Origin of the sequence: Flavobacterium sp. 9AF, assembly GCF_902506265.1 — a bacterium.
Classification (GTDB): Bacteria; Bacteroidota; Bacteroidia; order Flavobacteriales; family Flavobacteriaceae; genus Flavobacterium.
Genome location: NZ_LR733556.1, coordinates 1,076,561 through 1,102,866, shown reverse-complemented (window position 1 = coordinate 1,102,866; position 26,306 = coordinate 1,076,561). Strand labels below are relative to the sequence as shown.

Below are 26,306 nucleotides of genomic sequence, written 5' to 3'. Positions count from 1 at the left end.
GTTTATTTAAAAGGATGACGTTGTTGCCAAGAAACATTAGGTTCAAGTTTGCTAAATATTTTTGGCATTAAAAAATTAATTAAGGGATTGGTGTGAAAAATAAATCCTGTCATATCTATAGGTTCTGCTCCAATAGAACTCTTTATCTCTAAAGCAGTACGTCCAAAAATAATTTTTTTGAATTGATGTTCAATGCCAAATTCGGTCATGTTGTAAAGCATATTCAAATACAACATGTGTTCTTTTTGATGCTCCTCATCATAACCCAAGAAATAAGTTTCTAAGGTGTTTTCGTTTAACAAAATAGTATGAAAACCAATTAAAATAGAGCCTTTAAAGTAACCAAATAGCTTAAAGCGATTGCCACATTGCTTTTTGAAAAAAGAAAAATGGTTTTTGGAAAGAAAAAAGGTATTAAAAGGAGCATTTACGGCTACATGATGATAGAGTTCGTAAATGCGTGTTTCGTATTGAATGATTTCTTCTAAACTGAGTTCTTTAGTAACAATACCCTCAATTTTTTTATGTGCTCTTTTGTATTGATCTCTGTATTTTTTAGTGAAAGCATTTACATAATCGGCACTGCTTTGCCATTCAGCGTGTAGCTTAAAAATCATGTTGGGTTGCGTATTGAATTCGTATAGAGAATGAAAATCATGTGCTTTCAACTCTTTAGTAAAAGATTTGTAGAAATCTTTATAGGTAACAATATGAATTTTAATCTTTTTTTGTTTGAAATAATGAATAAGTTCTTTGGTGCATTCCGATAGAATTTTGCTAATCCAAGCTGCTGGAACTTTGTTTTTAAATACAAAACTATTCTCACCAGTAATCATATTATTACCTAAGAATAAGACATGCGAACAGAAATTTTTAAAGATAAAATTTCGAATATGCGTTTTCATACAATTGTCTCTTTCACCAAAAGATTCTAATTGGTCAACATTCACATATTGCGCAATAGAAACACCGATTAATTCAGTAGCATTAAAAATACCAATATAGAAACACTCCATATTTATAGGTGCAGTATGTTGCAACACATTTAAATAGGGTTTTTGTAAGAAATGATTTTTAGATGCTACATTATCCCATTGCTCTGGAAGTGATTGAACATCTCGATATATTTTAAAAGTAATGTTTTCCAAGGTAAAAAAAAAATCGTCCCACAAAAATAGGACGATTAATGTATAATAAAATGTTAATTAGTTTACAAAAAATAATTTTTATTTCCAAGAACAAATAATTCCACCCATAATAATAAAACACACCATCCAATAACCACCTACAATTAGAGTGTATTTCCATGATCTTCTTTCATAAAGAGCACTTGTTCCAACTAATGGTAATGCAAAAAATAGACCAGTCATTAAACCATGTAAAGCACCGTGTTTAAAAGTTCTAAAAACGTCACCATAATCAGACATGAATGCAGCATAGGATGGTTTTGCATTTGCAATATCACCCCCAATCATTCCCAATGCACCATATTGATGTATGGTTAAGAATTGCAGAACAAATGAAATTAAAAATGCATAAAAGAATGACATCCCAAAAATTAAGGCCATATTCGCTCCTTTTGCTTTTTCTTCAGTCATACCTGTTTCTTTCATCCAGATTGTTCCAAAAACCTTTGGATTATACCAAATAAAACCAACTACCAAAGTTGATACAGCCGCAACTAATAATGCTAAAAAATTTATTTCCATAAAAATACATATTGGTTAGTATATCAAATATACTAAAAAAAAGTATTGTAGATTTTTTTGTAATGTTTTTTGTAATGTTATAATCTTATAAAAACACTAAAAAAATATAAAATACGTATAAATACGTATAAAAAACAGCTAAAAATACGTATAAATACGTATTGATTGGTATTGTTTTTGTGTCTAGTTTTGAAATGTTAAGTAAATGCTAAATTAAAATCATTTTGATATGAGCTTTTTAACTATTATTAAAGATTTAAAAATTAATAAAAAGACAATCTTTTTTTCGGTACTAGGACAAACCTATTATTTTTTAATAGCTTTTTTTCTATTTAGACCAGACTATTTGCAATTAATTGATGAAAATTATTTTTTAGACTTTAATTTTTATTTTTTAATATTAGTTAGTTTTTTTATGTCTATTATATGGTTTTTAATGAATATAAGTGTTACAGCAATACTTTTATTATTGTCTAATAAGGAAAATACATCAAGTCTTTTTATCAACGCAATGATTTGTTCCATAGGGTACTTAACTTTTGCTATGGTATTAAATTTTTTATTAGATTATGATTTTAGACATTTTATTTCTTTTGCGTTTAGTTTTATTGCAATAAGAATTATTTGGACAATTATTAGAATGTTTTTATTTAATAAGTCGTTGGTTTAAAGAATAGATTCCAAAATTTAAGCTAAAGAAAATAACATTTAGTCGATAAAAAAAGCTTTTCATCTATTATTATGTTAAATAAAAACAAATAAAATCGTGTTAAAAATATTTTTTTGTTAAAATAAATATTATATTCGTTCTATTAACCCTTAAAAATCAACATATGTCAATTAGCCCAAACTCAGGTTCAGAAATTCGCTTAGAAGAAGCGTTAGAATTAGTAACTAACTTTAGAAATAATTATCCTAAGGATATTAAAGGTTCATTTGTAGGTATTGAAACTCTTAATCTTATTCTGCAACAAAATGATTGTATAGGAGTAAGAATTTATAATGGTTATGATAAAACAAATGGGAGAATGGCACCAGTTTTAGTAGGTGTAGATTCTTCAGGTAAAGATATAACAAATGGTGTAATTATAGATAGAATGGCACCTTGCCCAACTGATTGTGATACAAGTAGTCCTTTAGCAAAATAAAATTTTGTATAATAATTTATTACTCTTTGCAGAATTATTGGGATTAATCCCAATAATTCTTTTTTATAGAGGCAAAAAAAATGACAAATTTACTATCTTTTTTTTGCCTTTTATTTGGTTAGTGGCTTTATCAAGTGTTTATGAATTAATTTTTACTTTATATTTAGAAGTAGGGACCAAAATATGGTTTAGGATAAATATTTTTTTAGAGTTTTACTGCGTTTTGTTTTTTTATTATAATATATTTAAGAATAAAAGATTATTTATTAGTATAGGAGTAATATATCTTTTTCTTTATGGATATCTCTTGTTGGATTGGTCTCCTAAACAAAAAGATTTCAATGATTTACTTTTAAATGTGTCTATTACATTGCTTGTTGTATTTAGTAGTCTTAAATGGTTTTTAGACGTTTTTAAGAAGATGGAAGATATTCCCCTCTTTCAGCGAACCGATTTTTTATATGTTTCGGGTTTACTAATTTATTTTACAGGTACTTTTTTTGTATTTTTGGCTGCAGATTATTTAAGGGATAATCCAAATTACAAACTGCTTGAATTTTGGATATTAATTATTATTTTTAACATCATTCTAAGATTAATTTTAATTTTTTCTATTTGGAGAGTGCAAACAAAGTTGGAACAATAATTATACTAGGAACAGGATTAATATTTTTATTAGTTCTGGTTGTGTTATTTCTAGCCGTTTTTTATCAAACCTATGTGATGAAGATGAAGAGAAAAGAAGCAGAATTACTTCTTAAAACTTCATTAGAATCGGAAAAACAAGAACGTAAAAGAATAGCTGCAGATATTCATGATGGTGTTTCAGGTGATTTAAATGCTATAAAGAATTTTTTAGCTGTATTGTATAAAAAAGAAACCAGCGAAGATAAAAAAGCATTATTTGATGATATTAAAACAGGAGTGGAAGCCGCAATAGAAAATACTCGTTTGGTTTCTTATAAACTAATGCCTCCATTATTAGAGACTTCTGGGTTTCTAGTAGCTTTACAAGATTATTTCACTCGATTAAATTCTAAGACAAAAGCGAAATTCTCAATAAAATGCGACGATCATAGCATATTGTTGTCCAATGAGATTTCTTATGAATTATTCAGAATTTTACAAGAATTAACGACAAATATGATAAAATATGGTCAAATAACTTCTTGTGAAATTTATATTAAAACTGAAATTGGAGGATATGATATAATCATAAAAGATGACGGAATACCTTTCAATTTTAAAGAAATGTATGCTATTTCGAAAGGTACTGGACTAAAAAACATTAGCTCAAGATTAAAAGTTATAGATGCAATTTTTAAACAAAATCAAGTTTTATTAGGAAATGAATTTGTAATTTCGGTAAAAAATAAACTAAAATGAAGGTAGCAATAGTAGATGATCACCAACTTTTTAGGAAAAGTCTTGCCCATTTACTAAATTCTTTTGATGATATTGATGTTGTTTTTCAAGCTAATAATGGCAAAGAGTTTTTAAACTGTATCGATCAAATTCAAATAGATTTAGTATTATTAGACATCCAAATGCCTGAAATGGATGGTTTCCAAACCTGTAGAGTTTTAAGAGATAAATATCCCAATATTTATATATTGATTATTTCTCAGTTAACTACAAAAGAAAGTATTCATAGAGTGATGGAATTAGGCGCTCATGGTTTTTTTACGAAAAATTCAGATCCAGACCAATTACAAAATGCTATTGTGAGTATAAAAGAAAATGGTTATTATTTTGGTAACGAATTAGGTTCTATAATTAGAGAAGTGATGTTGTGGGAAAAAAAGAATAGTATGAATGTGGAAGAAGATCTTGAAATAGATGAAAATTGTTTAACCACTCGTGAAATTGAAATTATTAAACTAGTTTCTAATGGTAGAAGTAGTAAAGAAATCTCAGAAATCTTAAATATAAATGTGAGAACTGTGGAAACACATAGAAAACACATTATGGAAAAAACAAATTCTAAAAACTTTATCGGGGTGGTTGTTTTTGCATTGAAACACCAACTGATTGCCTTAGATGAAATGTAAAATAACTACTAGGTATAACAAGATACGTATAAATACTTACGAAAAACACCTAAAAATACGTATAAATACGTATTTTTTTTTATTATAATTCAACTTACCTTTGGTAAAGATAGTTTAGAGTTTGTTTTGTTAAGTTTGTTTGCATATAAACAAATTTAAAAGAAAAGCTGCCTTGAGGAAGGCAGCTTCCTTTTTTTATAATGTAACCTTTTCGAATTATCGTTTCGTTTAAATTTATTCTGCTGCAACAAGTTTAGAAGCACTACGGTATAAAAAATTTCCGTATATATGTCTTCTTGCAAATCGGCTAGGAGATTCTGCATTAATCATTTTTACATAGGTATTTTTGGGTACTCCAAAATATTCATATTTATTACCATCCAGAAAATTAATGTACAGCACATTATTATCCATGTAAAAATCTTCAATATTTACAGTAGAAATAGTTTTTGTATAAAGCTCTTTATCTTTTTCTAGTGTTTCATTAGCTACACTTACTAAAAAGTGATACGCTTCAATAGTTAAGGTGCTTATAGCTTCTACCTCTTTTTTCTTCTCTTCATCTGTAAATCTATCTGGATGATTTTCTTTCATGCTTTGTCTGTAGATAGATTTTAATTCGCTAAGGGTAACATCTTTTGTTACATTGAGTAGTTTTCTATACTCAACTATTTTTTTCATATTCATATAAAAGAGATAAAATACTTATTTAAAAGTGGTTTTTTAAAATTTTTGCAAAAGTAAGATAAAATATGTCTAATTTATGAATTCACAATATTATTTTATTGATATGTAATATGATAAGGTTTGGATAGACTAAATAGAGGTAAAGTTAAGTCATCATTTTCAAATGAATTAGTTTTTATAATATTATTACCTTCAAAAGGAATATTTGAATAATAAGAAAATGAAACTTGAAAACTATTAAATACTAAATAATCATTATTAATGAGCACTCCTATCCCTACTTTTGGATATACTTTTTCGTGCAGTAAATTTTTATTTTTTTCGGAAATTGAACCCATAGATATAGTAACATAAGGGCTGAAACGGAATCCTTTCCAACTATTTGGTGAGTACATTTGTGTTTGCAAGGATAGTGCCCACTTTTTTGTGCCTGTAAGTAAATCGGTAAAACCTTGGATGCCATTTTGTCCTTCTAAATTTATAACGTCTTTTTGTGATGTATCTCTATGATTTCCCCATACAAATGATGGTTTTATAAATTGCCTTATTTTCCATCTTTTTAATCGAAAAAGTGGACTAAAATAATGAGATTCAAATTTTAAGGTATTTTGATAAGGGTTACCTTGGTGAAAAAAGCTTCCCCATTCTATTCGGCTACTAAAATATCCAAAATCAAATTTTTTACCATAAGCCATTGTACTACCTAAATAAAGTCTTGAAGTTCCATTTTTATTTTGATATCCAATATTCAAACCAAAAATTTCTCCATAGGGTACATCTTCAATAATATCATAATTAAATATATAACTGTCTTTAAAGTATTTTTGGGAAACATATCCTAATTGCATTATTACATTTGTTTCATTTGAAAAGTAGGAACTCGGATCTAATGTTATTGAGGGTCTTTCAAGAAAATTTTTCTTGTTATAAGTTAAAGAAGTTATTATTCTTTTTGTACGACTATCGTAATCCTCTTTATTGGATATTTTAAATGACCGACCCATCCAAAATTCTTGGGTTTCCGATTTTATTGGGTTAATTACGCTACTATCTATACTAATTGTGAAGAACTCATTTTGCGATTTATTTTGAAAATATATTCCTCCAGCCCATTTAGTAAGCGCTGAAAAAAAGTTTCTATTTAATGAAAAAGCACGTTGGCTGTTATTGTCATAATCATTATCATAAATAGCATTAAAACTTAAATAACTGTTTTTTATGTTGTTTATAGTATATGATAAAGATTTTGCATTGTTTTTATCGGTAAATCGTTCTTTATAGGTACCATTAATTTGATGCCCAGTGCCCAGTAAGTTTCTTTCTTTTAAAGTGAATTTTCCTTGATCAGAAGATAAACTTCCATTAGGCAAAATACTCCAAGAATCTAAAACAATTACATCGATATCTATTGAATCTTGAGAAGTTAGTATCTCTTTAGGATGAATAGTTACTCGTCTAACATATCTTTGGCTCCTTATTAAACGTTCCGATTCTTTAATAACTAAATTATCGAAAGGATCATTTTTTTTAAACAATAATAAATTTTTAATTGTAAACTGTTTTGTTTTAGCATGTATTGAATTTCCTATTTTTTCCAGTTTATTATTGGGAACTTTTGTGGTGTCGTCAATAGAAAAACCAAATGGATCCAAAGTTTTTATGTGTATTTCTCGAATGATACGCCCATCATAAGTTATCAAATCGTTTTTAAATGCTTCTGTTGACGATGTATTGTTAGAATGATTGAGTTGTGAAGATCTAAAGAATAAGCGATACACAAATTTTGAAAATTTTCCTTTTTTAGCATATTCATGTATATCGTGATAGATTTTTACCGAATCGTTCTCTCTACTGTTTTTTTGAGAAAAACTAGGTATAAAGAATAGGATAAATAGTAAAATGAGGATGTTTTTTTTTATCATGTACATTCCATCGAAAAGTGATAACGTCTATTTTTTTACGAAAATAAATAAAGCAAAGTTGAAAACAACAATTATAACTAAAATTTAAGTTTATAATTTTATTGTAGATTAAAAAATAAAAAGTCGCTCATTTGAGCGACTTAATACATCTCGACATGGTAAACTTAATTAAGATAAATCTTCAATTGTAGCTTCGGGAGCGTTTTTTTTCACAGATTCTATTCCGTTGTCTCTAGCTGTTGTACTTTCATACATTTCGCTAGAACCTATAATTTGTCCATTTGAAGCTTTTAATGAAAAATAAGCTTTACCATTTGAAGCCGTTTTCTTTTCAAAGCGTTCCTCTATTTGTGAGTTCTTTTTTACAGATTCAATACCATTTTCACAATTAACTTTCGTTACATAACCTTCACTCGCAAGAATAACTTGTCCGTTAGTAGCTTTTAAATTGAATTGAAATTCCCCATTATTTCTTTTAGAGATAACAAATTTTCCCATAGTAATAATTTTAGTTTATACACAATTGTTTTCTATAAAAATAAAAAAAAACTTCCAAACTAATTTATTAAATAGGAATTAAAATCCTATTTGAAATACAAATTCAGCAATGATGGTTTGCTCACCTTGCGAATAATCGATATTGGTTACAGCGCCTTGAATTTTAATATTATTATATTTAAAATATTTTGTTATTCCTAATGTATAACTATTAGATTCGGGTAATAATGAAGCTGAATTTTCTTTAAATTCGGGTGCAGTATTTTCATAACGCAAATCAAAACTTAAGCCTTTTTTAGTAACGTATCCAGTTTGAAAACTATATGTATCTCCTAAAATTAAATATTCACTAATTTGTTGTGGAGCTAAAATAGTCGTAGCAGTTTGGTCTATAAATGTCCTATTTATATTGCTCGCACTAGCATTTGCATATTCCGCTAAAAAAGAGAAACCATTATATTTTAATAACAAATCGGCAAAGGCTTGAGAATAATCAGCTAAATTATTTTTTCCATTATTATCATAAAAAATAAAATCACCATGACCTTCACCTACAGCATTTGTTACCCCTTTGTTCTTACTTACTGCACCACCAATTAGAATTTTTACTGTTTCTTCATGAGCTAAATCGGCAGTATATAGGTCATTGTTTTTTGAAAAATAACCTAAAGGATAAATGTCTAATCGACCACCTATTTTTACACCACCTAAATCAGAATCTCTACTATCTGAACCGAATGAATTTCTACCATCACCAGATGTAATGGCGAGTTTTGGAGCGATACCAAAATTTTTTCCAAATTTTGTTTCAATAAAAAGACCAAACTCACGTCCTGTTTTACTATACAATTTGCTCAATCTATTTCTGTCAGTAAACTGTAGTTTATCCTCTCTATATATCATTTCACGATTATTAAGGAAAGATTGTTTTTGTCCTCCAGTTAAAGTTAACCATTCATATGGGTGATAAGCGATCCAAGCATCGAGCAAAGGTTGCGATAAGCTAAAATCGGTTTGTAATAAGAAGCTTACTTTTTCTTGCATTGCTTTTCCTCCAATCATAAAGAAAGTTCTTCGAGCATTAAAAGTATTATTTGAATCTTGATTTTTAGTTTTTTCAATTGATACACTAGGCTGAATAAAACCATTAATATTAAATTCATAAGCGCCTTCATTAAAAGTAAAGTTTAATCCTTTATCATCTAATTGAAAATCTGATGTATTATTTTCTTGTGCATTTAAATTTGATGCGTATATCAATAAAGCTATGTAGGCTATTTTTTTCATAATCTATTTCTTTTTTTAATTCTTTTTAAGTAATCTGTAAATTGGTAGTTCTTCATTAAGTTTTGTTCTTAAAACCCCAAAGCTGATAAAACTATTAGGTGCTTCTGGTTCCAATACTTCTGTGAGAATAGGTTTATTTTTTTGATCAGTAGAAATGATGTAAGTTCCTTTTGGGAATCGTATTACTCGATTTACAATTTCAGTTGTTACTTTTTGTAAATTCATTTTTTCATAAGGAACACTATTGTCTTCTATCGAACTAATTAAATAGCATTCAACAGTAAATTGTTTTTCTTCTGAGAGCGTATCTATTTTAATTCCTAAAACTTTCATTTTTTCAATTATTTCAGGCTGGTTGTGATTAATTATATAGGCTTCTGGAAGAGGTCTAACAAGTTTTGGTTTTGATAATAAAGCATCTCTAATAGTCACAGGTAATTTGATTAAATCGTCAGCTTCTAAATCGATCGCTAAAATATCGTCCTTGTAAACTTCTTGACTACTTGTAACCGTAATTTCCCCCATATTATATCTAGCTTTTGCAATCTCTTGTTTAATTATCTCTGCATTTTTGTGGGCAATTTTTATATAATTCATTCCAATTAAAAAGGTGGTGAAAATCCTTCTTTTGAAAGATGTTCTGTCTAGTCCTACACCTCTTACTTCTACTAAAGTTGAAATTGTATTGGTTAATGCGTATGAAGTAGCACTAGATCGAGCATTTGTAGAACCTCTATTAAAGCGAATTTCTCCTTCAAAATCTTCTGTAGATACATAATCTCTTGAAGTTAAATTGTTTATTTCTAATTCTTTTCTTGTACTTTCAACAAAAAGGGTTTCTGTTAATTGACGAATGTTTTTTGGTACATTTAAATTTCCCGAATAAAGCATCATAGCATCATAGTAAGCAGCAATTCCATAGTTGTGAAGCTTGGTAAAATCACGTCTGTAAGGATTGTATTCATGAAAATCCAAACCTACCTCGGGATCAAAATTTGAAAAAGCTTGTTTAATAGCTACACTTTCAGGAGCCATTAATTTAGTTTGATCTCTGTTTAAATCTAATCCGTTTGCTGCATATCTATTTTGTTTTAAATAGCCATCTATGTTAGCCATGGGAACAACCGCTAATTCAATACTATTTAATAAATATTTATATTCAGGATCATTTAATAAGGTATATAAAATATATAGAACGCCTTCCGAACTTGCAGGTTCATTGCCATGTAATCCACCTTGAATCCAAATTTTTAATTTTTCTTGGTTTAACTTATGATTAGTAAGTTTTATTAAAGGAATTTTTAATCCTTTTTGAGACGCTCCTATGTATTCTAATGTTACCCAATCTGAATGCTCTTCCTGCAAAGTAGTTAAGAAAGAAATTAATTCTTCATAGTTTGTAAAGCCTTTGTTCTTTTTTAATCCGGGTGTCACATCTTTAATTTTATCTGTATCAGGGAAAAATTTTTCAGTGATTTTTTTTGATTGAGGATTAAATTGAGCCCATATTGAAGTTAAACTCAAGAAAAACATAAAAAAATAGGGTATTAAATTTTTCATATTTATAATGAGAATGTTAACATAATTCTGCCAATTATTTCATTGCTGTCAATTGGATTGCCTTCCGTATCATTGATTCCTTCAGAGCCATCTACATAAGTAAATGAAGCTTGTATTTTTGCTCCGTAGTTGCGTGATAAGTATTTACTAAGTCCTATGGTATAATAATTAGGGCGATTATAGAATGTTGCATTACTTAAAAATGAATTTGTATCTGGTTTAAGATGTGTATATCTACCATCAACTGAGAAGCCATTTTTTAATAAATACCCAAATTGTAAATTGTATCCTTCACCCAGCATCATTCTGCCTTTAATATAAGCCTCAATGTCTTGTACTCCATTTACATCGAAACTTGTTGAAGTAGTACCGTCTGTTCTTACTCTTTGTGTAATATCTGAAGGTATGGATGCGGTTGTTTTTACATATTCACCTAATATAGAAAAACCTCTGTATTTAAATAGAAAATCAATGCCATATTTAGTAAAGTCAGGTAAAGATTCTTTGTTCTCGTTATTTAAATATAAGATAGCACCACTTTCTTGTCCTCTACGACTACTTATTCCATTGTTGAAACTATAATTAGCACCTATGACAAGCTTAGGTGTTCTTTCTCTTACAATATCTGGTTCTTTAAACTGACCGATATTAGTAAATAATCCAAATGGAAGATAATCTATTCTACCTCCAATTTTTAAACCACCATGATCTTTGTTAAGTACATTTGCACCATCACCATTGGTAATTACAAAATAAGGTTTTATGCGCGAATAACTACCTGTTCTTAATTCGCCTTGTGCAAAAAGTCCAAATTCTCTGATAGTTGCAAAAGCAGAAGTTAATCGACTTCTTTCAATGAGTTGCAAAGAATTTGAAGTCATGAATAATTCTCTATTGTCTGTGTAGGTAGCTCTTTGACCAAAAGCGATGTTGATTTTTTTGGTAATATCATAAGAAACAAAAGCATCCATTAGATAATTTCCTGTTGCATCCTCTAATTCTGAAGCACCATTCAAATCCACTTGTAATCTATAGCTAAATCGTTTGTCGCTAGAAGTTCCATCTATTTTAATTCTGGAACGACGCATTCTAAATCTGTTGTAAGGATCTTTATCTTCACCATTTGTGAAGTATTTTGTCTCAAGATAAGGTTGAAGGTAACCGCTAATTCTAAATTCTTTACCATCGCTGGTTCTAAACTGTAATCCTTCACCAAACTCATATTTATCCATTTTTATTTTTTGTGAATAAGATGGTAGTATGAAAAATATTACAGCAATTATTGTAATTCTTTTTAAAAGTTTCATAAATACTATTTTATACTATTATTCAAAGCTTTTTTTAACTATTATTTCTGTATTCTTCATCATTTGTTTTCCTCTTGCAAATACGTCTTGTAAAACAAAATCTTTGTTAAAAAAACAAAAATCTGCATCAAAGCCCACGTCTATTTTTCCTTTATTTTTTAATCCTAAATTTCTTGCTGGATTAATAGTGATTAATTTAAAAGCCTCTTCTATTTTGATGTTTCCTTTTTTTATTAATTCAATTACTTCATAAATATTTTGATCTATAGGAGCGCTTTTAAAACCCATATTATTTCCTTCTTTGTCTAATTTCGTTAGTCCTGCATGTCCGTCAGAGCTAAATGTTATATTATCTATGCTGACCCCTTCTTCTAAAGCATACAGTACAGATAAATGCGGATGGGTATATTTTGATGCTCCAGTTGTAATGTCTATCATGCCTCCTAGTTTTGCAAACGCGATTGCTTGATCGAAAAGAGGTTTGGTTCTGCCTACATGAGTAGGAGAGATGTGCTCAATAGGAAATTGGTATTTTTTAACTAATTCGAAGAGTATATCCATTTTAGAATCTAAATTTCCTAAATGAACATGAAGTATTCCTTTTTTATTTCCAATTGAGCCACCTACTCTCACATCTCTTAATTTTCTTAATAATTCTTTTGCAGTTGGATAAGAAGAACGAATATCACTAATTGCAATTTTGCATCCTAAAACTTTATCAATGCAAATCATATCAGCCTGAATGCTGTCTGTAATCGTCACGCTATCAACCCCATAATAACCGCTAAACATATATGCAGAAATACCTTCTTGTTCTAACGCTTTGGTTTTACCATATAGTGTTCTTATATTTCTAGCAGTTCCATCTGTACCTAGTAGCCCTACTACAGTAGTTGTGCCACAAGCTATAAGTTCATTTAATGTGACTTCTGGTGTCATGGATGCAAAACCATCTTTTCCACCAGCGCCAATAATATGAATATGTTGGTCTATTAAGCCAGGAGTCACAATTTTGTTTTCTGCATCTATAGTAGTTACGCTGTTGATGGATAGGTTTAATTCCTCTTCAATAGCTACAATTTTTTCACCAGCAATAAGTATGTCTTTTTTCCCTAAATAGTTTGGGGCATATATTTCAGCATTTTTAATTATTTTCAACATAGTGCATAGGTTAAATGATTTCAAAACACAACATGATTAATAATGCTGTGATTAAAGGGATTAAATTTCGTTTTACGATATTTAGTGTAGGTACTTTCGCTATTTCAGAAACTGCGATTAAAACACCAGCAACAGGAGAAACTGTTCTTCCCATGGAAGCAGAGAATTGCATTGGTAAAATCATAGATGTACTACTTATTCCTAGTTTATTAGCTATTTTAGGAACTAATGGTCCAAAAGCAAAAAAAGCGGCATTTCCACTACCCATTAGCATAGATGCTAGAAAAATCATAATTGTCATTACAATAATAATTCCTGTAGCGTTCAATCCTAGGTTAAGAGATATGTCTAAAAGTCCATTAATGAAGCCTAAGCTAATTAATCCTTTTGCAAAAATATCTGCAGCTATAATTAGAGTTACGACTCCTTTAAAAATAGTACTCATTCCATCCCAAAAGACTTTTAAAGATTCAAATACTTCTTTTATATTACCCGTTCTTACCCATTCAAAAATTAGTGCGATGATTAAACTTATAATCATTGCTGTAGTTGTGTCAAGAATAATTGGTTCTTTAAAAAGACTAAATAATTCAGAAAAAATAATTAATAAAAGTATCGGAAAAACAGGCAGCAAAGCATATATTAAGGGTGCTTTCAACTCTGGTTCTTTGTTTATTAACGCTTCAGATGTTTGGGCTTCTTTGGAATCAAAATAACGATTAACAAAAAAATAACATAGCATCATTACAACGCTCATGATACAAGAAATCAGAATTTGATCGTTAATAAAAAAGAGAACAGCATCAACTTGAATTATATTGGCAGCACTAGCCGTAATCACCGATGCTGGACCTATCCCTAGTGCGGTACTTGCTGTAATCACTGATGCGGCAGTAGTTTTACTTACGCCTAAATTAATCAAAATAGGAAATAAAGACGCCATTAAAAGTAAAGCTAGTCCTGCAGCTGAAGGGATAGCAATAAATAAAATTTGACCAATAGGTATCACTAAAGTAGAGGTAAGATAAGGATGTTTTTTAAATAGTTTTAATGGTTTCATCGCAACATATACAAGGCAATTAGAAGCTCCTATTTTTTCGATATAAGCTACAAAACCACCTATAATCATAATCATTAACCCTACATCTGCATTGGTTTTTGAGAATGATTCTTTAATGTATTTAAATACATCAAATCCACTAAAACCTGAAGGATCACTTATTTGAGGTAATTTGTAATTTAATAAAAGAGCCATGATTAACATTACTAATCCTGAGATTAATAATACCGCATGTGGGTTGTATCTTTTTAATAGTAGGCGTGCTGTTACTATTATAAAAAACAAGGATATAATGGGACCAATAATGTTTTCCATAACTCTTTTTATTTAAAATAAAGAACCATCAATTTTAGTTCCAGGTGAAAATAATGTTCCTAAGCTTTCGGGAATACTACTATGTTGCGTAAAATTACCTGTAAGATCTGGATTTCTTGTATAAGATTCATCTGGATTATCTGAAAGCGGTTCGATATCTAATGTAGTAATAGTATTTCCAGAGCCATCTTGTAAAGTAATAACATCTCCAGCATTAGTAATATTAATTTGACCACCCGAAGCAGTTTGTACTATTGCTCCTCCAAATGTCCCTGTAGGATTACCTCCTCCAAAAACTACTATTACTCCATTAGCAGGAACAATAGTTCCAGAAGGGAATACATGTCTAGGTGTATTATTAGTTAATCCTGTAGAATCAAAAATTTTATAGCCACTAATGTCTAAAGCGGGTCCGGAATTATAAAATTCAATAAATTCGTCGTCATTCGCATCTCTTGTTCCATCACCATTTGCATCGCCTAATAATGTTGCCTCTGGGTCATATAAAATTTCATTAATAAGAAATCCAAGATAAGGGCAACCATTATTCTCTATTTCTCCGAAAACGGTTGGGCATTCATCTAAAGAATCAGGAACACCATCATTGTCTGAATCCGAATCATCATCTAAAAGTTGGATTTCTAAAGAATATTCATTTAATAAAATGTAAGAATCATTTGCTGTAGTCTTTAATATGATTGTTTCTATTCCTTCAATTTGAATATCATCTATTCCAGTAATTGTTATTTCACCAGAACTATTACCTTTATTTATAATAATTTCATTTTTTGATATAGTAAAATCATTTGATAAAGAAGCTGAGCCGCTAATTAGTATTGGAATACTTATTTGATTGTTAGTGTTTGCATTTAACTTTGCTGTTATTGTAATATTTCCACCATTTTCATTTAAGTTAGTGTTAGACACTTCAAAAGAAATTAATGTGGGTTCTATATCATCAGTAGTACAGTTTGTTAGTAGCAATGATAGGCAGACTACTAAAGCAATTTTAAAATATAGTTTCATAAATATTTTTGATTAAATTTATTTTAATATTATTTTAGAAGAAGTAGTTTTATTATCCTGAGTAATTTTAATAATATAAAATCCTTTATTTATAGTATTTATATTTAGGGTATTATTGGAAGTGTACTGTTCCCAAACTTTTCTGCCATTTGTGTCATAAATACTAATGTTTTTAAATCCTTCCATTGAGGGATATATATTAATTTGACCCATATTGGAAGGATTTGGAAAAACAACAAAAGAATGTTTCTCAAAATTAGTAGTTGATAAAGCGGGGTCTAAAAAAGGGTAGGGGCATGCTGAACTTGAAGAAGTTGTTGAATTATCTGTACATTGAGCTGAACCATAAATCCATGTAGAACCTTGTTTGTAAGCCCATGCATCTTCATAATATTGATAATTAGGACAGGTCACAGTAACGCCATCTGCACTAGCTTGACAATCAACATCTCCAAAAGTTTCAATTACATTGCCGTTATAAAATAATTCAATTGCATCATCACCATTTTGAGTGGCAATGCCATCTTCAATAACTATGGCAAAATGATTTAAACTTTCTAAATAAGCTTCTATAGCTACCGTGTTTCTTGGTAAAAGAATGTGATCGCCTGCATTTGCTGGTATCGCTGGGAAAGTGTATTCTTGCCCATCTGTTCCTCCACCATTATTGGCAACTCCAATACCATATACACTTAAATCAGAAATAGCGTTTATAACATGTAAATGAATGGCTTTACCGTTATTGCTTCCTGAAGGAACGGTAAAATCTATAATTCCTTTAAGTTCAAGGTCTTGGGAAATTGATAAGTTGCTTATCATTAAAGCTAGAAAAAAGTAATATTTTCTCATGATAAATTGGGTTTTAATTTTGAATTGTTTGTTTTACTGTTCCAAAAATAGAATAATCACTTTCTGGAAAAAGAAACCAATTGATCAAAAAAAATAATACCAATTTTAAAAGATTACTATTTTATAATATTTTTCCCATTTTTTTTATTTCTTTTTTAATTAATTGTGTTCTTACAGAAGAATATCCTAAAATCAGACCTGTTTGAACAGGTTCTTTAATATAGCATTTACTTAGAGAGTAAGCCGTTATATTTTCATTATTGAGTTGATTGATTATTTCTTTCTCTTGTTCAATTGTAGTTTCTTTATTAAACAAAGCTACTATATGAAAACTAGAAAAATCTTTAGTATGTATGTACATTGATTGGCATTCTTTTTGAAATTCAGAAATGAAAATCTCATGCCTTTCTTTCGCCTCGTTTATGGCATTTTTTAAATGTTGGTACAAATAATTCTTATTTATAAATTGATTCATTACCATTTGCAGTGATGGAGATACAAAACGATGTGAATGTTCTTGAAGTGCTTCAACAGCTTGGATTAAATAATTAGGAACCACCATATAACCTAATCGAATAGAAGGATGTAATAAACGATTAAATGTACCCATGTAAATTGTTCTGTCTTCTTTATCTAAACTGTAAATGCAAGGGATGTTTGAAGTTAAATTAGCAATTTCATTTTCATAATCATTTTCAATGATAAAGGCTTTATTTTCCGATGCCCATTGTAAAACTTCAAATCGTCTTTGCAATGTCATTTTAGTTCCTAACGGATAATGATTTGATGGCGTTAGATGTAAAATCTTTGGTTTTAGATTTGAAATATTTTTTAATTCATCTAAGCGAATACCTTCTTCGTCTAAACCAACAGGAATTAAATTAGCTTGTGAACTTTTAAAAACAGAGTGCACATTAGGAAAAATAGGATTTTCTAAAACGACACTATCATTTTTGTTGAGTAAAGTATTAGCAATAAGATATAAGGATTGTAAAGATCCAGATACAATTACAATTTGTTCAGGATGACATTTTACATTTCTACAAATGTTTAAATAATTAGAAATGCTTCTTTTTAATTCATGTAAACCTGTAGATTGAGAATAGGATAAACCAGAAGATTTAACATGACGCCAATAGGTGTTCATTAATTTTTTCCATTGATTAATAGGAAAAATATCTACTGGTGGAACTCCTGGTAAAAATGCCAAATTTTTATTAGATAATCTATTTATAAGAGAAATGTTATTGAGATAAGATATGGCTTTTTCAGAAATTTTTGGATATAAATCGGGATGAATTACCGATTGTGTCTTTTTTATTTTATTAGTATCCTCATTTAAATAATTTACCCGGTAACCTGAGCCTGTTTTTGAAACAATTAATTTTTCTAGAAGTAATAATTCATAGGATTTAATAATAGTAGTTCTTGACAAATTTAATTCAGTGGCCAACAATCTAGTAGATGGAAGGAGCCAATCATGTGGTAATTCAAGTTTTTCAATACATTTTTTAATAGAGCGATATACTACTATATATCTATTGTGTGGTTTTTTGTGCTGCTGAATTTCAAATTCATTTTTAACCCTTTGTAAAGCAAATTTATGATTGGTATTCATTTACTGTAATAATTGGTATTACAAATATAGAAGCTTTTAAATTTATTTTGTTTTTTTAAACTACTTAAAATTTATGATATGCGAATTAATTACTACATTTTTTGCGTTATTTGTTCCTTTTTTTTAATTTCATGTAATAATGATGAAGTTAATGAAGAAAATTCAATTCCTTTTGAAAGCGAATTACAATCTGGTTCTGGTGTAATCAATTATGCATATAATACCAATTCCTTTAATAAAAACTTAGCAGTGTATTATCATATACCTCAAAATCTTACATCTTCTACCCCTATGGTTATAATTTTTCATGGTACCGAAAGAAATGCTATTGATTATAGAAATACTATCGTTAATCAGTGTGAGCAATATGGTTTTATAGCTATTGTTCCTGAGTTTTCAGAGCAAAATTTCCCAGGTGGAGATGGTTATAATTTAGGAAATGTTTACGTAGATGGAGATAACCCATCAATAAATACTTTAAATCCTGAGAACGAATGGACTTTTTCTATTCTTGAACCTTTATTTGATTTTTTTAAAAATAAAACGAGCAATACGAGTACTTCTTATCATATTTATGGACATTCAGCTGGAGGACAGTTTGCACATCGTTTTTTAATGTTTAAACCCAATGCTAGAGTGAATAAATCTGTAGTTTCTGCAGGAGGATGGTACACTGTGCCCAATACAAACGTTAATTTTCCTTATGGTATTTCTCAATCGGTTTTAGAAACGATGAGCATGCCTGCTTTTTTAAATAAAAAAATATTTGTGCAAGTAGGAATAAATGATGATGATCCTAATGCAGCAGGATTAAGACATAATAGTTTTGCCGATGCACAAGGGTTACACAGAAAAGAACGAGCAACCTATTATTATAACTTTTGTCAACAATATGCAACCACAAATAATTTATCATTTAATTGGAGTTTTCATTTGGTTCCAAATGCAGATCATGATTATGTAAAAGCTTCAATAAATGCAGCATATTTACTTTTTAATTAAAAATATATGGAAATAACAAAGAAGAAGATAGGATTGGTATTAGGACCTTTATTATTTGTTTTAATCAAATTATTATTTCATCCAAAAGGACTAACTGACGAAGCAGTTGCTGTTTTAGCATCTACCGTTTGGATAGCAGTTTGGTGGATAACAGAAGCTGTTGATATTCCTGTTACTTCTTTGCTACCCATTGTTCTTTTTCCTTTAAGTGGAGGAATGTCTTTAACAGAAACAACAGCTAGTTATGGGCATCAATTTATATTCATGTTTTTAGGTGGATTTATTATTGCCATTGCGATAGAAAAATGGAGTTTACATAAAAGAATTGCATTAACTATTATAAAAATGGTGGGAACAAACGTAAATCAAATCATTTTAGGATTTATGATAGCCACAGCTTTTTTATCAATGTGGATATCTAATACTGCCACAGCAGTAATGATTTTGCCTGTTGGTATAGCAGTAGTAAAACATTTAAAGGACAATCCATCAACAATAGAAAATGAAAATGTTCTTTTTGGTAAAATGTTAATGTTAGCTATTGCTTACAGTTCTTCTATTGGAGGCATGGCTACTTTAATTGGTACACCGCCTAATTTAGTTTTAGTGGGCGTTATTCAGAAGACTTACAATATAGAAATCTCTTTTTTACAATGGTTTATTTTTGGTTTTCCGTTAAGCATCGTTTTGCTATATATATGTTGGTTATACTTAACAAAATTTGCTTTCAAAATCAAACAGAAAGAATTTCCTGGAGGAAAAGAAGAAATTGAAAACCAATTGCAAAAATTAGGACCTATAACTTATCAAGAGAAAATGGTTTTTTTAGTATTTGTACTTACTGCTTTAGCTTGGATATTGCGTTCGTTTGTATTAGTGAAGCTATTTCCAAAAATTGACGATACCATTATTGCTATACTTTTTTCTTTGATTCTCTTTGTAATTCCAAGTAAAAAAGATAAAGAAGCTATCATGACTTGGAAAGATGCAGTCACTTTGCCATGGGGAATTTTATTATTGTTTGGTGGAGGAATGGCTTTAGCTTTAGGGTTTGAAACCACTGGATTAGCAGCATGGATTGGAGACCAACTTACACTATTAGAAGGTGCTTCCATAATTTTATTGTTAGTCGTTTTAATAGCAGTAATCAATTTTCTTACAGAAATCACCTCTAATACAGCCATAACGGCTATGTTATTACCTGTTTTGGTTTCATTGTCTCTCATCATTGATATACATCCGTATATCTTATTAGTAAGTGCAACATTAGCAGCATCGTGTGCTTTTATGCTCCCTGTAGCAACACCACCTAATGCAGTCGTTTTTGGTGCAGGTTATCTAAAAGTGGAAGATATGGTAAGGAAAGGAATTTGGATGAATATTATTTCAATTGTTATCATAGCTCTCTTTGGATATTATGTATTACCATTTTTGTGGGATTTAAACTAAAATAAATAGTTATTATTAAAGTGTTTTTATAAAGCGATCCAGTTCTTCTTTCGAATTAAAAAATAATTCTCTATTACTGTCCCTTTCGTTATAAATGATAATTGAGTAGCCTTTATCCTGTTTTTTTATTTCATAATGAGCAAAATCATTATGGTTTTTGGGTAAAATCAATCTTTTTCTAAAATTAGAAAAAATAGTTTGTATAACGCTTTGTTTTTGATGAGGTTTCTTTTTCATGTAGGTTTTATTTGTTTTGTTTAAAAGAATTTAGGCGTTAAACAAAGATAAATAATCTAAATTAAAAAAGGTTTAGTTGTTTATGAAGATAAAATTAAAAAACAATAAACGAAATGGTTTTAAAATGGTATTATGTATGAAACATACAAGTAAAACTATTTTTTGTTCATTTCTTAATCTAGATTAACTTTAGATTTCATTTTAAATTCCGTAATTTGTTACACTCAAAAAAACAAAATAATTTAAGATTAACATTATGACAAAAAAAGGTTTATTTGCTTTAGTAGCAGCAGGATTTATTTTAGTATCATGTGGAGATAAAAAAACAGATACAACAACAACAGAAGAACAAGCAGTGGCTGAAACTACTGAAAATGTATTTGCAGTAGATACAACTGCTTCTGTAGTAAAATGGAAAGCGTTTCACAAAGGAGGTTTTGCTCCACGTTGGGGAACTTTAAGTATTCAAACAGGTGAAATTTCAGTTTCTGGAGATGCTGTAAATGCAGGTAGTTTTGTTATCGATATGCAATCTTTAAAAGTAGATCCAGCTTCTGTTACAGAAGAAGGTAAAAAAGCAACAGATTTAGAAGCACATTTAAAAAATGCTGATTTTTTTAACGTAGAGAATAACAAAACAGCAGATTTCAAAATTACAAAAGTGGAAGATTTATCAGCGCCAGTTGCTGAAGGAGAAGGAGTAGCAGGTGCAAATAAAATGTTAAGTGGTAATTTAACTTTATTAGGAAATACTTTAAATGTATCTTTCCCAGCTAAAATTGATGTAGTAGATAATACAATAACTATTTTAGCAGATTTCACAGTGAATCGTGCAGATTGGGGTATTAAATTTGGTACAACAGAAGCAGACCCAGCTGAATGGATGATTAGCAAAGACATTGAAATTAGTGTAAATGTAAAAGCAACAAAATAAGTTTTTTTTAAAAACTATAATCTAACTAAAAAAGACATCTGAAAAGGATGTCTTTTTTTTTCTAAATTCTTGATTTTAAGTTTTTTCGTTTCATGATTTTTCCTTCTTTATGAGCTTTGTAATAAAGAAATATACCAATGGATAATAATAAAAATACGGTTATAATTGAACCTTCAATTCCTATTGCACCACCAGTAAATAAAGTTGGACCTTCAAATTTAGATGTAATAATAGTTCCTAAATCATTTAGTCCGGTGAGGTTTGAACCATAAAAGGGTTGCGCAAAATTCCAACCTAGATGAAAAAAGAAGGGAAACCAAATTCTTTTGGTATAAATAAAAAGCATAGACATTGTAAAACCCCAACACAAATCGAAAAAAAGGCTAAATAAGTTAGCATTCGGATTAAAAACGTGTGAAGTTTCAATGAGCATGATAATTATAAGAGCAATGTGAGTACCAAGCCAATTTTCAATTACACGCAAAATTAATCCTCTATGAAAAAGGTCTTCTATAAAAGCGGCCACCACTAAAGTTGTAAATAATCTTATAGGATAATTAGCAATTGTTATATCAATGAATTGATAATATCCTAATAAATAAAGAATAAAAATAGACAATGAAATGGTTAAAAATCCTACTGTAAAACCTCCAAACATTTCTTTTGATAAATATTTTGTTGAAAGTTCTTTTATTTCTCTTTTATCATAAAAACGGAATAGGAAATAATAGCTAAATAATAAAATGAAAAAGGAAAGAATATGAATGAATGGGTCGGCATAATCTTTGTCTTTAATGAGGCTATAGCCTATCGGTTTTAAAATAAAATTTTGAGTTCCTACAAAAACGGAAAAGCAAATAATTATTCCCAACATAATTTTTGTAATTGGGAAATACAAGATTTTTTTGATTAATTGATTCATAATTGATTGATTGATTGATTGATGACTTGACGTAAAGAATGGAGAATTGTTACAAAAAAAGATTTTAATTTCTCTTTTTTTAGCTAATCGCTAATGTTAGTTTGTGAGAAACACATAAACTATGATCAAATAAACTTAGAATAATTTTTTAAACGAAAGAGGTATAAATTGAAGCCCACAAAAGCTGTAGCGAAGCTCATTTCTTGTGTTTTTTCATAACAAAACCAAGTGTTTAAGCCTAAATTATTTCTTTAAAACAAGGGAGATGCTTTCCTGTTATAAAAACGATATTTTACAACTTCAAAAACTCGATTTGTAAACTATTTAAATTTTAATATTTTGAACTTTTGCTAAAAAAGATGCACTTAAAAATCTCTAAATTAAGAGATAAACAAGGTGATTTAGTTTTTTTTGAAAATTTAGGGCTGTGTAATAGTTACGGTTTTTACCAGCAGGCTTAATAAGTATAAATATCTACAAGGTTAATACTCCTTGGAATTTTCAACGAATCACATTTAATTAAGAATTGGGAATAACTTAATTTTTTTAAAATTTGTTTTTTTTCTGAATCAATAATCCAGAAATCATAACTATTTTTTTTTGCAATTTTATTATTAGAAATATTACCATTTAGTTTTTCATTTTCTAAGACAAGTCTTTGAGCAATGATATAGTTTTCGTAAACATTTACACCAACCACTTTTGTAGGTATTATCTCTTCTTCATTTATATAGCCCTCTTTTGGAGAGATAATTATGTTTGCAGAAGAACTCTTGTTGAGATTATAATTGTTTGTTAACGATTTTTGAAAATCTTGTGTTCCAGGACCACAACTTTGAAGGAGAAAAATTACTAATGCTGATAACGATAAAAAAATGATTTTTTTCATTGATAAAGAATAAGCCTTTTTTAAAAGATAATTTTGTGAGCTTGGTGATAACGTAAGTTTATAAAAAAAACACATAAACTACCTTCAAATATAATCAAAATATTTTTTTAAACGTAAGAGGTATAAATTGCTGGTTATTCAAATTTCAATATTTTGAACCATAACTAATAAACCTCCTTTAAATCGCTTTAAAAGAGGTTTTATAATATGTCTTTTTGGAGTTATTTTGAAAAAATGTTTGTGTAACAGCTAAGCCTGTTATGCGTAGATTTTTTTTCTCTGTTAGTGCATACAACCCACATAAATGTCTGCTTTAATTTTAAATACTTTTTTCTCTGTCTTTTGTAAAACAGTCAACGCACTATCTGCACTTTTCTCTTTTTCATAAATTCCAGTCACCAATGCAATAGTTTTTTCTCCTGCTGGTCTCTGATAAAAGTCCAAATACTCTAAACTCAAATTGTCTGATGGGAACCGTCTTGGGTAATAGTCACCTGCATAAATTTCATCTTCGTCATTGTCCGGCAGGGCAATTAGATTTTTTGTCTTGTTGTAAAAGCGTCCCATTGTGTCAATAGATAATTTTAATTTGCTACTTAGGTCAAACATTTTTTTATGAAGCATTGAATAGTCTTGGCTTGTGTCGGCAACCACTACGAGATAAGTTGCATTATTATAATCGGTCGTGTCCTCCGCTAAACTAATGTCTGTCGCAACATTAGTTTGTAAATTGGTCGTTGTAACGATTTTTGCACTATTAATTTCAGCTTCTTTTTTATCTGCTGATGGTGTCCCACAAGCGGTCAAAAAAGCTATCAATATGATGTAGATATGTCGTGTCATAAATTTACGCATAACGGTCTTGTATAACCGTCAGTTACGGGATTAAAATTAATAATTTTCAGTTTAGTCTGATGTTAGCAATTCCGAGTGGATTCTAGTCAGCCCTGAGCTTGTCGAAGGGTACTCGAATCCGTCGAAATTGTGTTATACATTGTTGTAACACTTTTTTTATTTAATCTGGTGAAATCCTTTTTCACTACTCATTCCAATTCTTTTTTTCTCAACTGATGCTCCATTGAACATTATAGCTATTATCACAGAAGTTTTTTCAGTCGGCTTTTCCCAGTTCAGATTTTGGTCAATTATTTCTTTAAGATTTAGTTTTTTTGTCGGAATATTTGTGTCATTATCCACACTTAGAAGACAGGATTTTCCATTTAAGTCAACTATAATTTGAAAACTCAGAAGTCCTTTAATTTTCTTCACATTCTCAGTTTCCAAATTGTTCGCTAAAACATAGATTAAATCTTTATTAGTTTCTCTAACCTCAATTGCATCCTTTTCAGTCGCAAATCTATCCGTATTACATCCTTCAAATTTTTCGTCGAAAATATTTTGAGCTTGGTTTACAAATGATATGCTGAATAAAAGTAGAAAAAGTATTTTGTTCAAAGGCGGCTTTAATTTGCTCATAGTTATTTTTCAAATGTGCTAAAATGTTTTGCGGCTACAAGTAGAGGTATGAATCATAATCAAGCCATAACAAATATAAACTTATTTTAGAAAATTCTCCCAATTTTCGGGAAATTCTTGACCAAGTCATTTTTTTAACCGCTTGTGCTTGTTGCACAACTTCTGTTTTTCTATTAAATGCTTAATTTTCTGTTTTTATAAAATCGTAAACGCTTGATTTATAATACTTGTTATTTTTTAAAAATGATTGAAAATCTAGAATTATTACCTTTGATTAGTTGTGCAACAAGCAAGGCAGTTAGCGGCTGCCGATTTATATATACATTATTCTCTTTTAATTCCATATAAGACTTTCAAAGCACGACTTGTTGAAGCAGCTACAACAGAAGTATGTGTTTCATTCTCAAAAATTTGAGTAGTTAATGTTAATCCTTTGTAGTTTCGATCTTTCAGTGTATTTATAAATGAATTAATGGATGGAAGCATAATTTCAGGTTCAAGACTACCATAGGAAATGAAAACTTTCCCATTTAGTTCGGTATTTTTTGTAATGAAGTTTTTTTGATTAGATAGAATTTCTTGATTATTCCAAAGAAAAGAAGGACTGTTTATTCCATATCTTTTAAATAAATCCGGAGCATTAATTAAACAATATCCAGCAAATAAACCACCAACAGAATGTCCTAAAATACCATAATCATTTTTAGTTTTGTAATTTTTATTGATAAATGGTATAATATTGGTTCGGATAGTTGCTAAAAATTCTTTTGCTCCTCCGGTTTTTACTTCAGATTTAGGTATGTTGAGTCCATTTGCTATTTCTGCATCTACATTTGGATCATTTGAAGGTGTACAATCTGACATCCTACTCGACATCCAAGTTTGATTTGATTGATCTTTATCTCCGATGGCTACAATTATTATTTTCTCTATTTCTTGACTAGAATCTAGTAAATTGTGAATAGAAGAAATTAAAGGATAAGAATAGCTAGCATCTAGTACATATAATACAGGATAATGTATTGTGTCTGATGGATTATAATTTGAAGGAAGTGAAACGTATAACTGATATTCTTTTTTATTAAATGCAGATTTTACAATTTGTCCATTCATTGAAAGGTTTTCATTTTGTGCTTCGGATAAATTTGGAATAAAGAATGAAATAATAAAGAAGAATAAATTTTTAAGTTTCATTTATG

At 29.2% G+C, this 26,306-nt stretch carries 26 protein-coding genes; 7 read left to right on the top strand and 19 right to left on the bottom strand.

What is annotated here, in order from left to right; genetic code table 11:
• Positions 1 to 2: 2 nt before the first annotated feature.
• Together HALO113_RS05295 and HALO113_RS05290 are read right to left on the bottom strand one after the other, a co-directional pair.
• Positions 3 to 1,148, bottom strand: coding sequence for an 8-amino-7-oxononanoate synthase (locus HALO113_RS05295; protein WP_159778029.1), 1,146 nt, complete (start codon positions 1,146 to 1,148; stop codon positions 3 to 5).
• Between the two features lie 78 nt (positions 1,149 to 1,226).
• Positions 1,227 to 1,709, bottom strand: a complete 483-nt coding sequence (locus HALO113_RS05290) for a DUF1761 domain-containing protein (protein ID WP_159778028.1) — start codon at positions 1,707 to 1,709, stop codon at positions 1,227 to 1,229.
• A 229-nt stretch (positions 1,710 to 1,938) separates the two neighbouring features.
• Here HALO113_RS05290 and HALO113_RS05285 point away from each other — a divergent pair, with 229 nt between their 5' ends.
• The 4 genes from HALO113_RS05285 (at position 1,939) to HALO113_RS05270 (ending at position 4,908) form a co-directional block, all read left to right on the top strand.
• Positions 1,939 to 2,379 (top strand): hypothetical protein, encoded by a 441-nt coding sequence (locus HALO113_RS05285; protein ID WP_159778027.1) that lies wholly within the window; start codon positions 1,939 to 1,941, stop codon positions 2,377 to 2,379.
• A 163-nt stretch (positions 2,380 to 2,542) separates the two neighbouring features.
• Positions 2,543 to 2,857, top strand: coding sequence for a hypothetical protein (locus HALO113_RS05280; RefSeq protein WP_159778026.1), 315 nt, complete (start codon positions 2,543 to 2,545; stop codon positions 2,855 to 2,857).
• A gap of 729 nt (positions 2,858 to 3,586) precedes the next feature.
• Positions 3,587 to 4,243 carry a sensor histidine kinase gene (locus HALO113_RS05275; protein ID WP_159778025.1) on the top strand — a complete coding sequence of 219 codons (657 nt, stop codon included), beginning with the start codon at positions 3,587 to 3,589 and terminating at the stop codon, positions 4,241 to 4,243.
• Entirely contained in the window at positions 4,240 to 4,908 is a 669-nt protein-coding gene (locus tag HALO113_RS05270) for a response regulator transcription factor (RefSeq protein ID WP_159778024.1), read from the top strand. Before HALO113_RS05275 ends, HALO113_RS05270 begins: the two co-directional genes overlap by 4 nt.
• A gap of 234 nt (positions 4,909 to 5,142) precedes the next feature.
• Here the strand turns inward: HALO113_RS05270 and HALO113_RS05265 are convergent, their stop codons facing one another.
• The 11 genes from HALO113_RS05265 to HALO113_RS05215 all read right to left on the bottom strand — a co-directional run bounded on the left by HALO113_RS05265 (position 5,143) and on the right by HALO113_RS05215 (position 18,198).
• Positions 5,143 to 5,589, bottom strand: coding sequence for a KTSC domain-containing protein (locus HALO113_RS05265; RefSeq protein WP_159778023.1), 447 nt, complete (start codon positions 5,587 to 5,589; stop codon positions 5,143 to 5,145).
• 101 nt (positions 5,590 to 5,690) lie between these two features.
• Positions 5,691 to 7,517, bottom strand: coding sequence for a hypothetical protein (locus HALO113_RS05260; RefSeq protein WP_159778022.1), 1,827 nt, complete (start codon positions 7,515 to 7,517; stop codon positions 5,691 to 5,693).
• Between the two features lie 168 nt (positions 7,518 to 7,685).
• The gene (locus HALO113_RS05255; RefSeq protein ID WP_159778021.1) at positions 7,686 to 8,015 is read right to left on the bottom strand and encodes a YegP family protein; all 330 of its coding nucleotides are present in this window, start codon (positions 8,013 to 8,015) and stop codon (positions 7,686 to 7,688) included.
• Between the two features lie 78 nt (positions 8,016 to 8,093).
• Positions 8,094 to 9,302 (bottom strand): hypothetical protein, encoded by a 1,209-nt coding sequence (locus tag HALO113_RS05250; protein ID WP_159778020.1) that lies wholly within the window; start codon positions 9,300 to 9,302, stop codon positions 8,094 to 8,096.
• A gap of 15 nt (positions 9,303 to 9,317) precedes the next feature.
• Positions 9,318 to 10,862, bottom strand: a complete 1,545-nt coding sequence (locus HALO113_RS05245; RefSeq protein WP_159778019.1) for a M14 family zinc carboxypeptidase — start codon at positions 10,860 to 10,862, stop codon at positions 9,318 to 9,320.
• A gap of 2 nt (positions 10,863 to 10,864) precedes the next feature.
• Positions 10,865 to 12,169, bottom strand: coding sequence for a porin (locus HALO113_RS05240; RefSeq protein WP_159778018.1), 1,305 nt, complete (start codon positions 12,167 to 12,169; stop codon positions 10,865 to 10,867).
• A gap of 18 nt (positions 12,170 to 12,187) precedes the next feature.
• Positions 12,188 to 13,330: a beta-aspartyl-peptidase gene (gene iadA / locus HALO113_RS05235; RefSeq protein WP_159778017.1), complete on the bottom strand. Its 1,143-nt coding sequence runs from the start codon at positions 13,328 to 13,330 to the stop codon at positions 12,188 to 12,190.
• 10 nt (positions 13,331 to 13,340) lie between these two features.
• Positions 13,341 to 14,705, bottom strand: a complete 1,365-nt coding sequence (dcuC, locus tag HALO113_RS05230) for a C4-dicarboxylate transporter DcuC (RefSeq protein WP_159778016.1) — start codon at positions 14,703 to 14,705, stop codon at positions 13,341 to 13,343.
• A 12-nt stretch (positions 14,706 to 14,717) separates the two neighbouring features.
• On the bottom strand, positions 14,718 to 15,731 hold the full coding sequence (locus HALO113_RS05225) for a lamin tail domain-containing protein (RefSeq protein WP_159778015.1): 1,014 nt from the start codon (positions 15,729 to 15,731) through the stop codon (positions 14,718 to 14,720).
• Between the two features lie 18 nt (positions 15,732 to 15,749).
• Entirely contained in the window at positions 15,750 to 16,580 is an 831-nt protein-coding gene (locus tag HALO113_RS05220) for a T9SS type A sorting domain-containing protein (RefSeq protein WP_159778014.1), read from the bottom strand.
• A 121-nt stretch (positions 16,581 to 16,701) separates the two neighbouring features.
• On the bottom strand, positions 16,702 to 18,198 hold the full coding sequence (locus HALO113_RS05215) for a PLP-dependent aminotransferase family protein (RefSeq protein ID WP_159778013.1): 1,497 nt from the start codon (positions 18,196 to 18,198) through the stop codon (positions 16,702 to 16,704).
• Between the two features lie 78 nt (positions 18,199 to 18,276).
• Here HALO113_RS05215 and HALO113_RS05210 point away from each other — a divergent pair, with 78 nt between their 5' ends.
• On the top strand, positions 18,277 to 19,200 hold the full coding sequence (locus HALO113_RS05210) for a hypothetical protein (RefSeq protein WP_159778012.1): 924 nt from the start codon (positions 18,277 to 18,279) through the stop codon (positions 19,198 to 19,200).
• A 6-nt stretch (positions 19,201 to 19,206) separates the two neighbouring features.
• Positions 19,207 to 20,649 carry a DASS family sodium-coupled anion symporter gene (locus HALO113_RS05205; protein WP_159778011.1) on the top strand — a complete coding sequence of 481 codons (1,443 nt, stop codon included), beginning with the start codon at positions 19,207 to 19,209 and terminating at the stop codon, positions 20,647 to 20,649.
• Positions 20,650 to 20,664: 15 nt separating this feature from the next.
• Here the strand turns inward: HALO113_RS05205 and HALO113_RS05200 are convergent, their stop codons facing one another.
• A complete protein-coding gene (locus HALO113_RS05200; protein ID WP_159778010.1) occupies positions 20,665 to 20,886 on the bottom strand; it encodes a hypothetical protein in 222 nt (73 codons plus the stop codon).
• A gap of 256 nt (positions 20,887 to 21,142) precedes the next feature.
• Between HALO113_RS05200 and HALO113_RS05195 the strand changes: the two genes are divergently transcribed.
• Positions 21,143 to 21,820: a YceI family protein gene (locus HALO113_RS05195; protein WP_159778009.1), complete on the top strand. Its 678-nt coding sequence runs from the start codon at positions 21,143 to 21,145 to the stop codon at positions 21,818 to 21,820.
• A gap of 61 nt (positions 21,821 to 21,881) precedes the next feature.
• On the opposite strand, the gene HALO113_RS05190 is transcribed toward HALO113_RS05195, so the two are convergent.
• The 5 genes from HALO113_RS05190 to HALO113_RS05170 all read right to left on the bottom strand — a co-directional run bounded on the left by HALO113_RS05190 (position 21,882) and on the right by HALO113_RS05170 (position 26,301).
• Complete coding sequence (locus HALO113_RS05190; RefSeq protein WP_159778008.1) at positions 21,882 to 22,742, bottom strand: CPBP family intramembrane glutamic endopeptidase; 861 nt, start codon at positions 22,740 to 22,742, stop codon at positions 21,882 to 21,884.
• Between the two features lie 457 nt (positions 22,743 to 23,199).
• Positions 23,200 to 23,631: a DUF3997 domain-containing protein gene (locus HALO113_RS05185; RefSeq protein ID WP_159778007.1), complete on the bottom strand. Its 432-nt coding sequence runs from the start codon at positions 23,629 to 23,631 to the stop codon at positions 23,200 to 23,202.
• A 282-nt stretch (positions 23,632 to 23,913) separates the two neighbouring features.
• Positions 23,914 to 24,486, bottom strand: a complete 573-nt coding sequence (locus HALO113_RS05180; protein WP_159778006.1) for a hypothetical protein — start codon at positions 24,484 to 24,486, stop codon at positions 23,914 to 23,916.
• A 156-nt stretch (positions 24,487 to 24,642) separates the two neighbouring features.
• A complete protein-coding gene (locus HALO113_RS05175) occupies positions 24,643 to 25,107 on the bottom strand; it encodes a hypothetical protein (RefSeq protein WP_159778005.1) in 465 nt (154 codons plus the stop codon).
• A gap of 324 nt (positions 25,108 to 25,431) precedes the next feature.
• Positions 25,432 to 26,301 (bottom strand): alpha/beta hydrolase, encoded by an 870-nt coding sequence (locus tag HALO113_RS05170; protein WP_159778004.1) that lies wholly within the window; start codon positions 26,299 to 26,301, stop codon positions 25,432 to 25,434.
• Between the last annotated feature and the right edge of the window lie 5 nt (positions 26,302 to 26,306).

Bases quoted from the DNA above. Each gene is read 5' to 3' on its own strand.
- HALO113_RS05290 (WP_159778028.1), bottom strand. From the start codon at position 1,709: ATGGAAATAAATTTTTTAGCATTATTAGTTGCGGCTGTATCAACTTTG.
- HALO113_RS05285 (WP_159778027.1), top strand. From the start codon at position 1,939: ATGAGCTTTTTAACTATTATTAAAGATTTAAAAATTAATAAAAAGACA.
- HALO113_RS05280 (WP_159778026.1), top strand. From the start codon at position 2,543: ATGTCAATTAGCCCAAACTCAGGTTCAGAAATTCGCTTAGAAGAAGCG.
- HALO113_RS05275 (WP_159778025.1), top strand. From the start codon at position 3,587: ATGAAGAGAAAAGAAGCAGAATTACTTCTTAAAACTTCATTAGAATCG.
- HALO113_RS05270 (WP_159778024.1), top strand. From the start codon at position 4,240: ATGAAGGTAGCAATAGTAGATGATCACCAACTTTTTAGGAAAAGTCTT.
- HALO113_RS05265 (WP_159778023.1), bottom strand. From the start codon at position 5,589: ATGAAAAAAATAGTTGAGTATAGAAAACTACTCAATGTAACAAAAGAT.
- HALO113_RS05260 (WP_159778022.1), bottom strand. From the start codon at position 7,517: ATGATAAAAAAAAACATCCTCATTTTACTATTTATCCTATTCTTTATA.
- HALO113_RS05255 (WP_159778021.1), bottom strand. From the start codon at position 8,015: ATGGGAAAATTTGTTATCTCTAAAAGAAATAATGGGGAATTTCAATTC.
- HALO113_RS05250 (WP_159778020.1), bottom strand. From the start codon at position 9,302: ATGAAAAAAATAGCCTACATAGCTTTATTGATATACGCATCAAATTTA.
- HALO113_RS05245 (WP_159778019.1), bottom strand. From the start codon at position 10,862: ATGAAAAATTTAATACCCTATTTTTTTATGTTTTTCTTGAGTTTAACT.
- HALO113_RS05240 (WP_159778018.1), bottom strand. From the start codon at position 12,169: ATGAAACTTTTAAAAAGAATTACAATAATTGCTGTAATATTTTTCATA.
- iadA (WP_159778017.1), bottom strand. From the start codon at position 13,330: ATGTTGAAAATAATTAAAAATGCTGAAATATATGCCCCAAACTATTTA.
- dcuC (WP_159778016.1), bottom strand. From the start codon at position 14,705: ATGGAAAACATTATTGGTCCCATTATATCCTTGTTTTTTATAATAGTA.
- HALO113_RS05225 (WP_159778015.1), bottom strand. From the start codon at position 15,731: ATGAAACTATATTTTAAAATTGCTTTAGTAGTCTGCCTATCATTGCTA.
- HALO113_RS05220 (WP_159778014.1), bottom strand. From the start codon at position 16,580: ATGAGAAAATATTACTTTTTTCTAGCTTTAATGATAAGCAACTTATCA.
- HALO113_RS05215 (WP_159778013.1), bottom strand. From the start codon at position 18,198: ATGAATACCAATCATAAATTTGCTTTACAAAGGGTTAAAAATGAATTT.
- HALO113_RS05210 (WP_159778012.1), top strand. From the start codon at position 18,277: ATGCGAATTAATTACTACATTTTTTGCGTTATTTGTTCCTTTTTTTTA.
- HALO113_RS05205 (WP_159778011.1), top strand. From the start codon at position 19,207: ATGGAAATAACAAAGAAGAAGATAGGATTGGTATTAGGACCTTTATTA.
- HALO113_RS05200 (WP_159778010.1), bottom strand. From the start codon at position 20,886: ATGAAAAAGAAACCTCATCAAAAACAAAGCGTTATACAAACTATTTTT.
- HALO113_RS05195 (WP_159778009.1), top strand. From the start codon at position 21,143: ATGACAAAAAAAGGTTTATTTGCTTTAGTAGCAGCAGGATTTATTTTA.
- HALO113_RS05190 (WP_159778008.1), bottom strand. From the start codon at position 22,742: ATGAATCAATTAATCAAAAAAATCTTGTATTTCCCAATTACAAAAATT.
- HALO113_RS05185 (WP_159778007.1), bottom strand. From the start codon at position 23,631: ATGAAAAAAATCATTTTTTTATCGTTATCAGCATTAGTAATTTTTCTC.
- HALO113_RS05180 (WP_159778006.1), bottom strand. From the start codon at position 24,486: ATGCGTAAATTTATGACACGACATATCTACATCATATTGATAGCTTTT.
- HALO113_RS05175 (WP_159778005.1), bottom strand. From the start codon at position 25,107: ATGAGCAAATTAAAGCCGCCTTTGAACAAAATACTTTTTCTACTTTTA.
- HALO113_RS05170 (WP_159778004.1), bottom strand. From the start codon at position 26,301: ATGAAACTTAAAAATTTATTCTTCTTTATTATTTCATTCTTTATTCCA.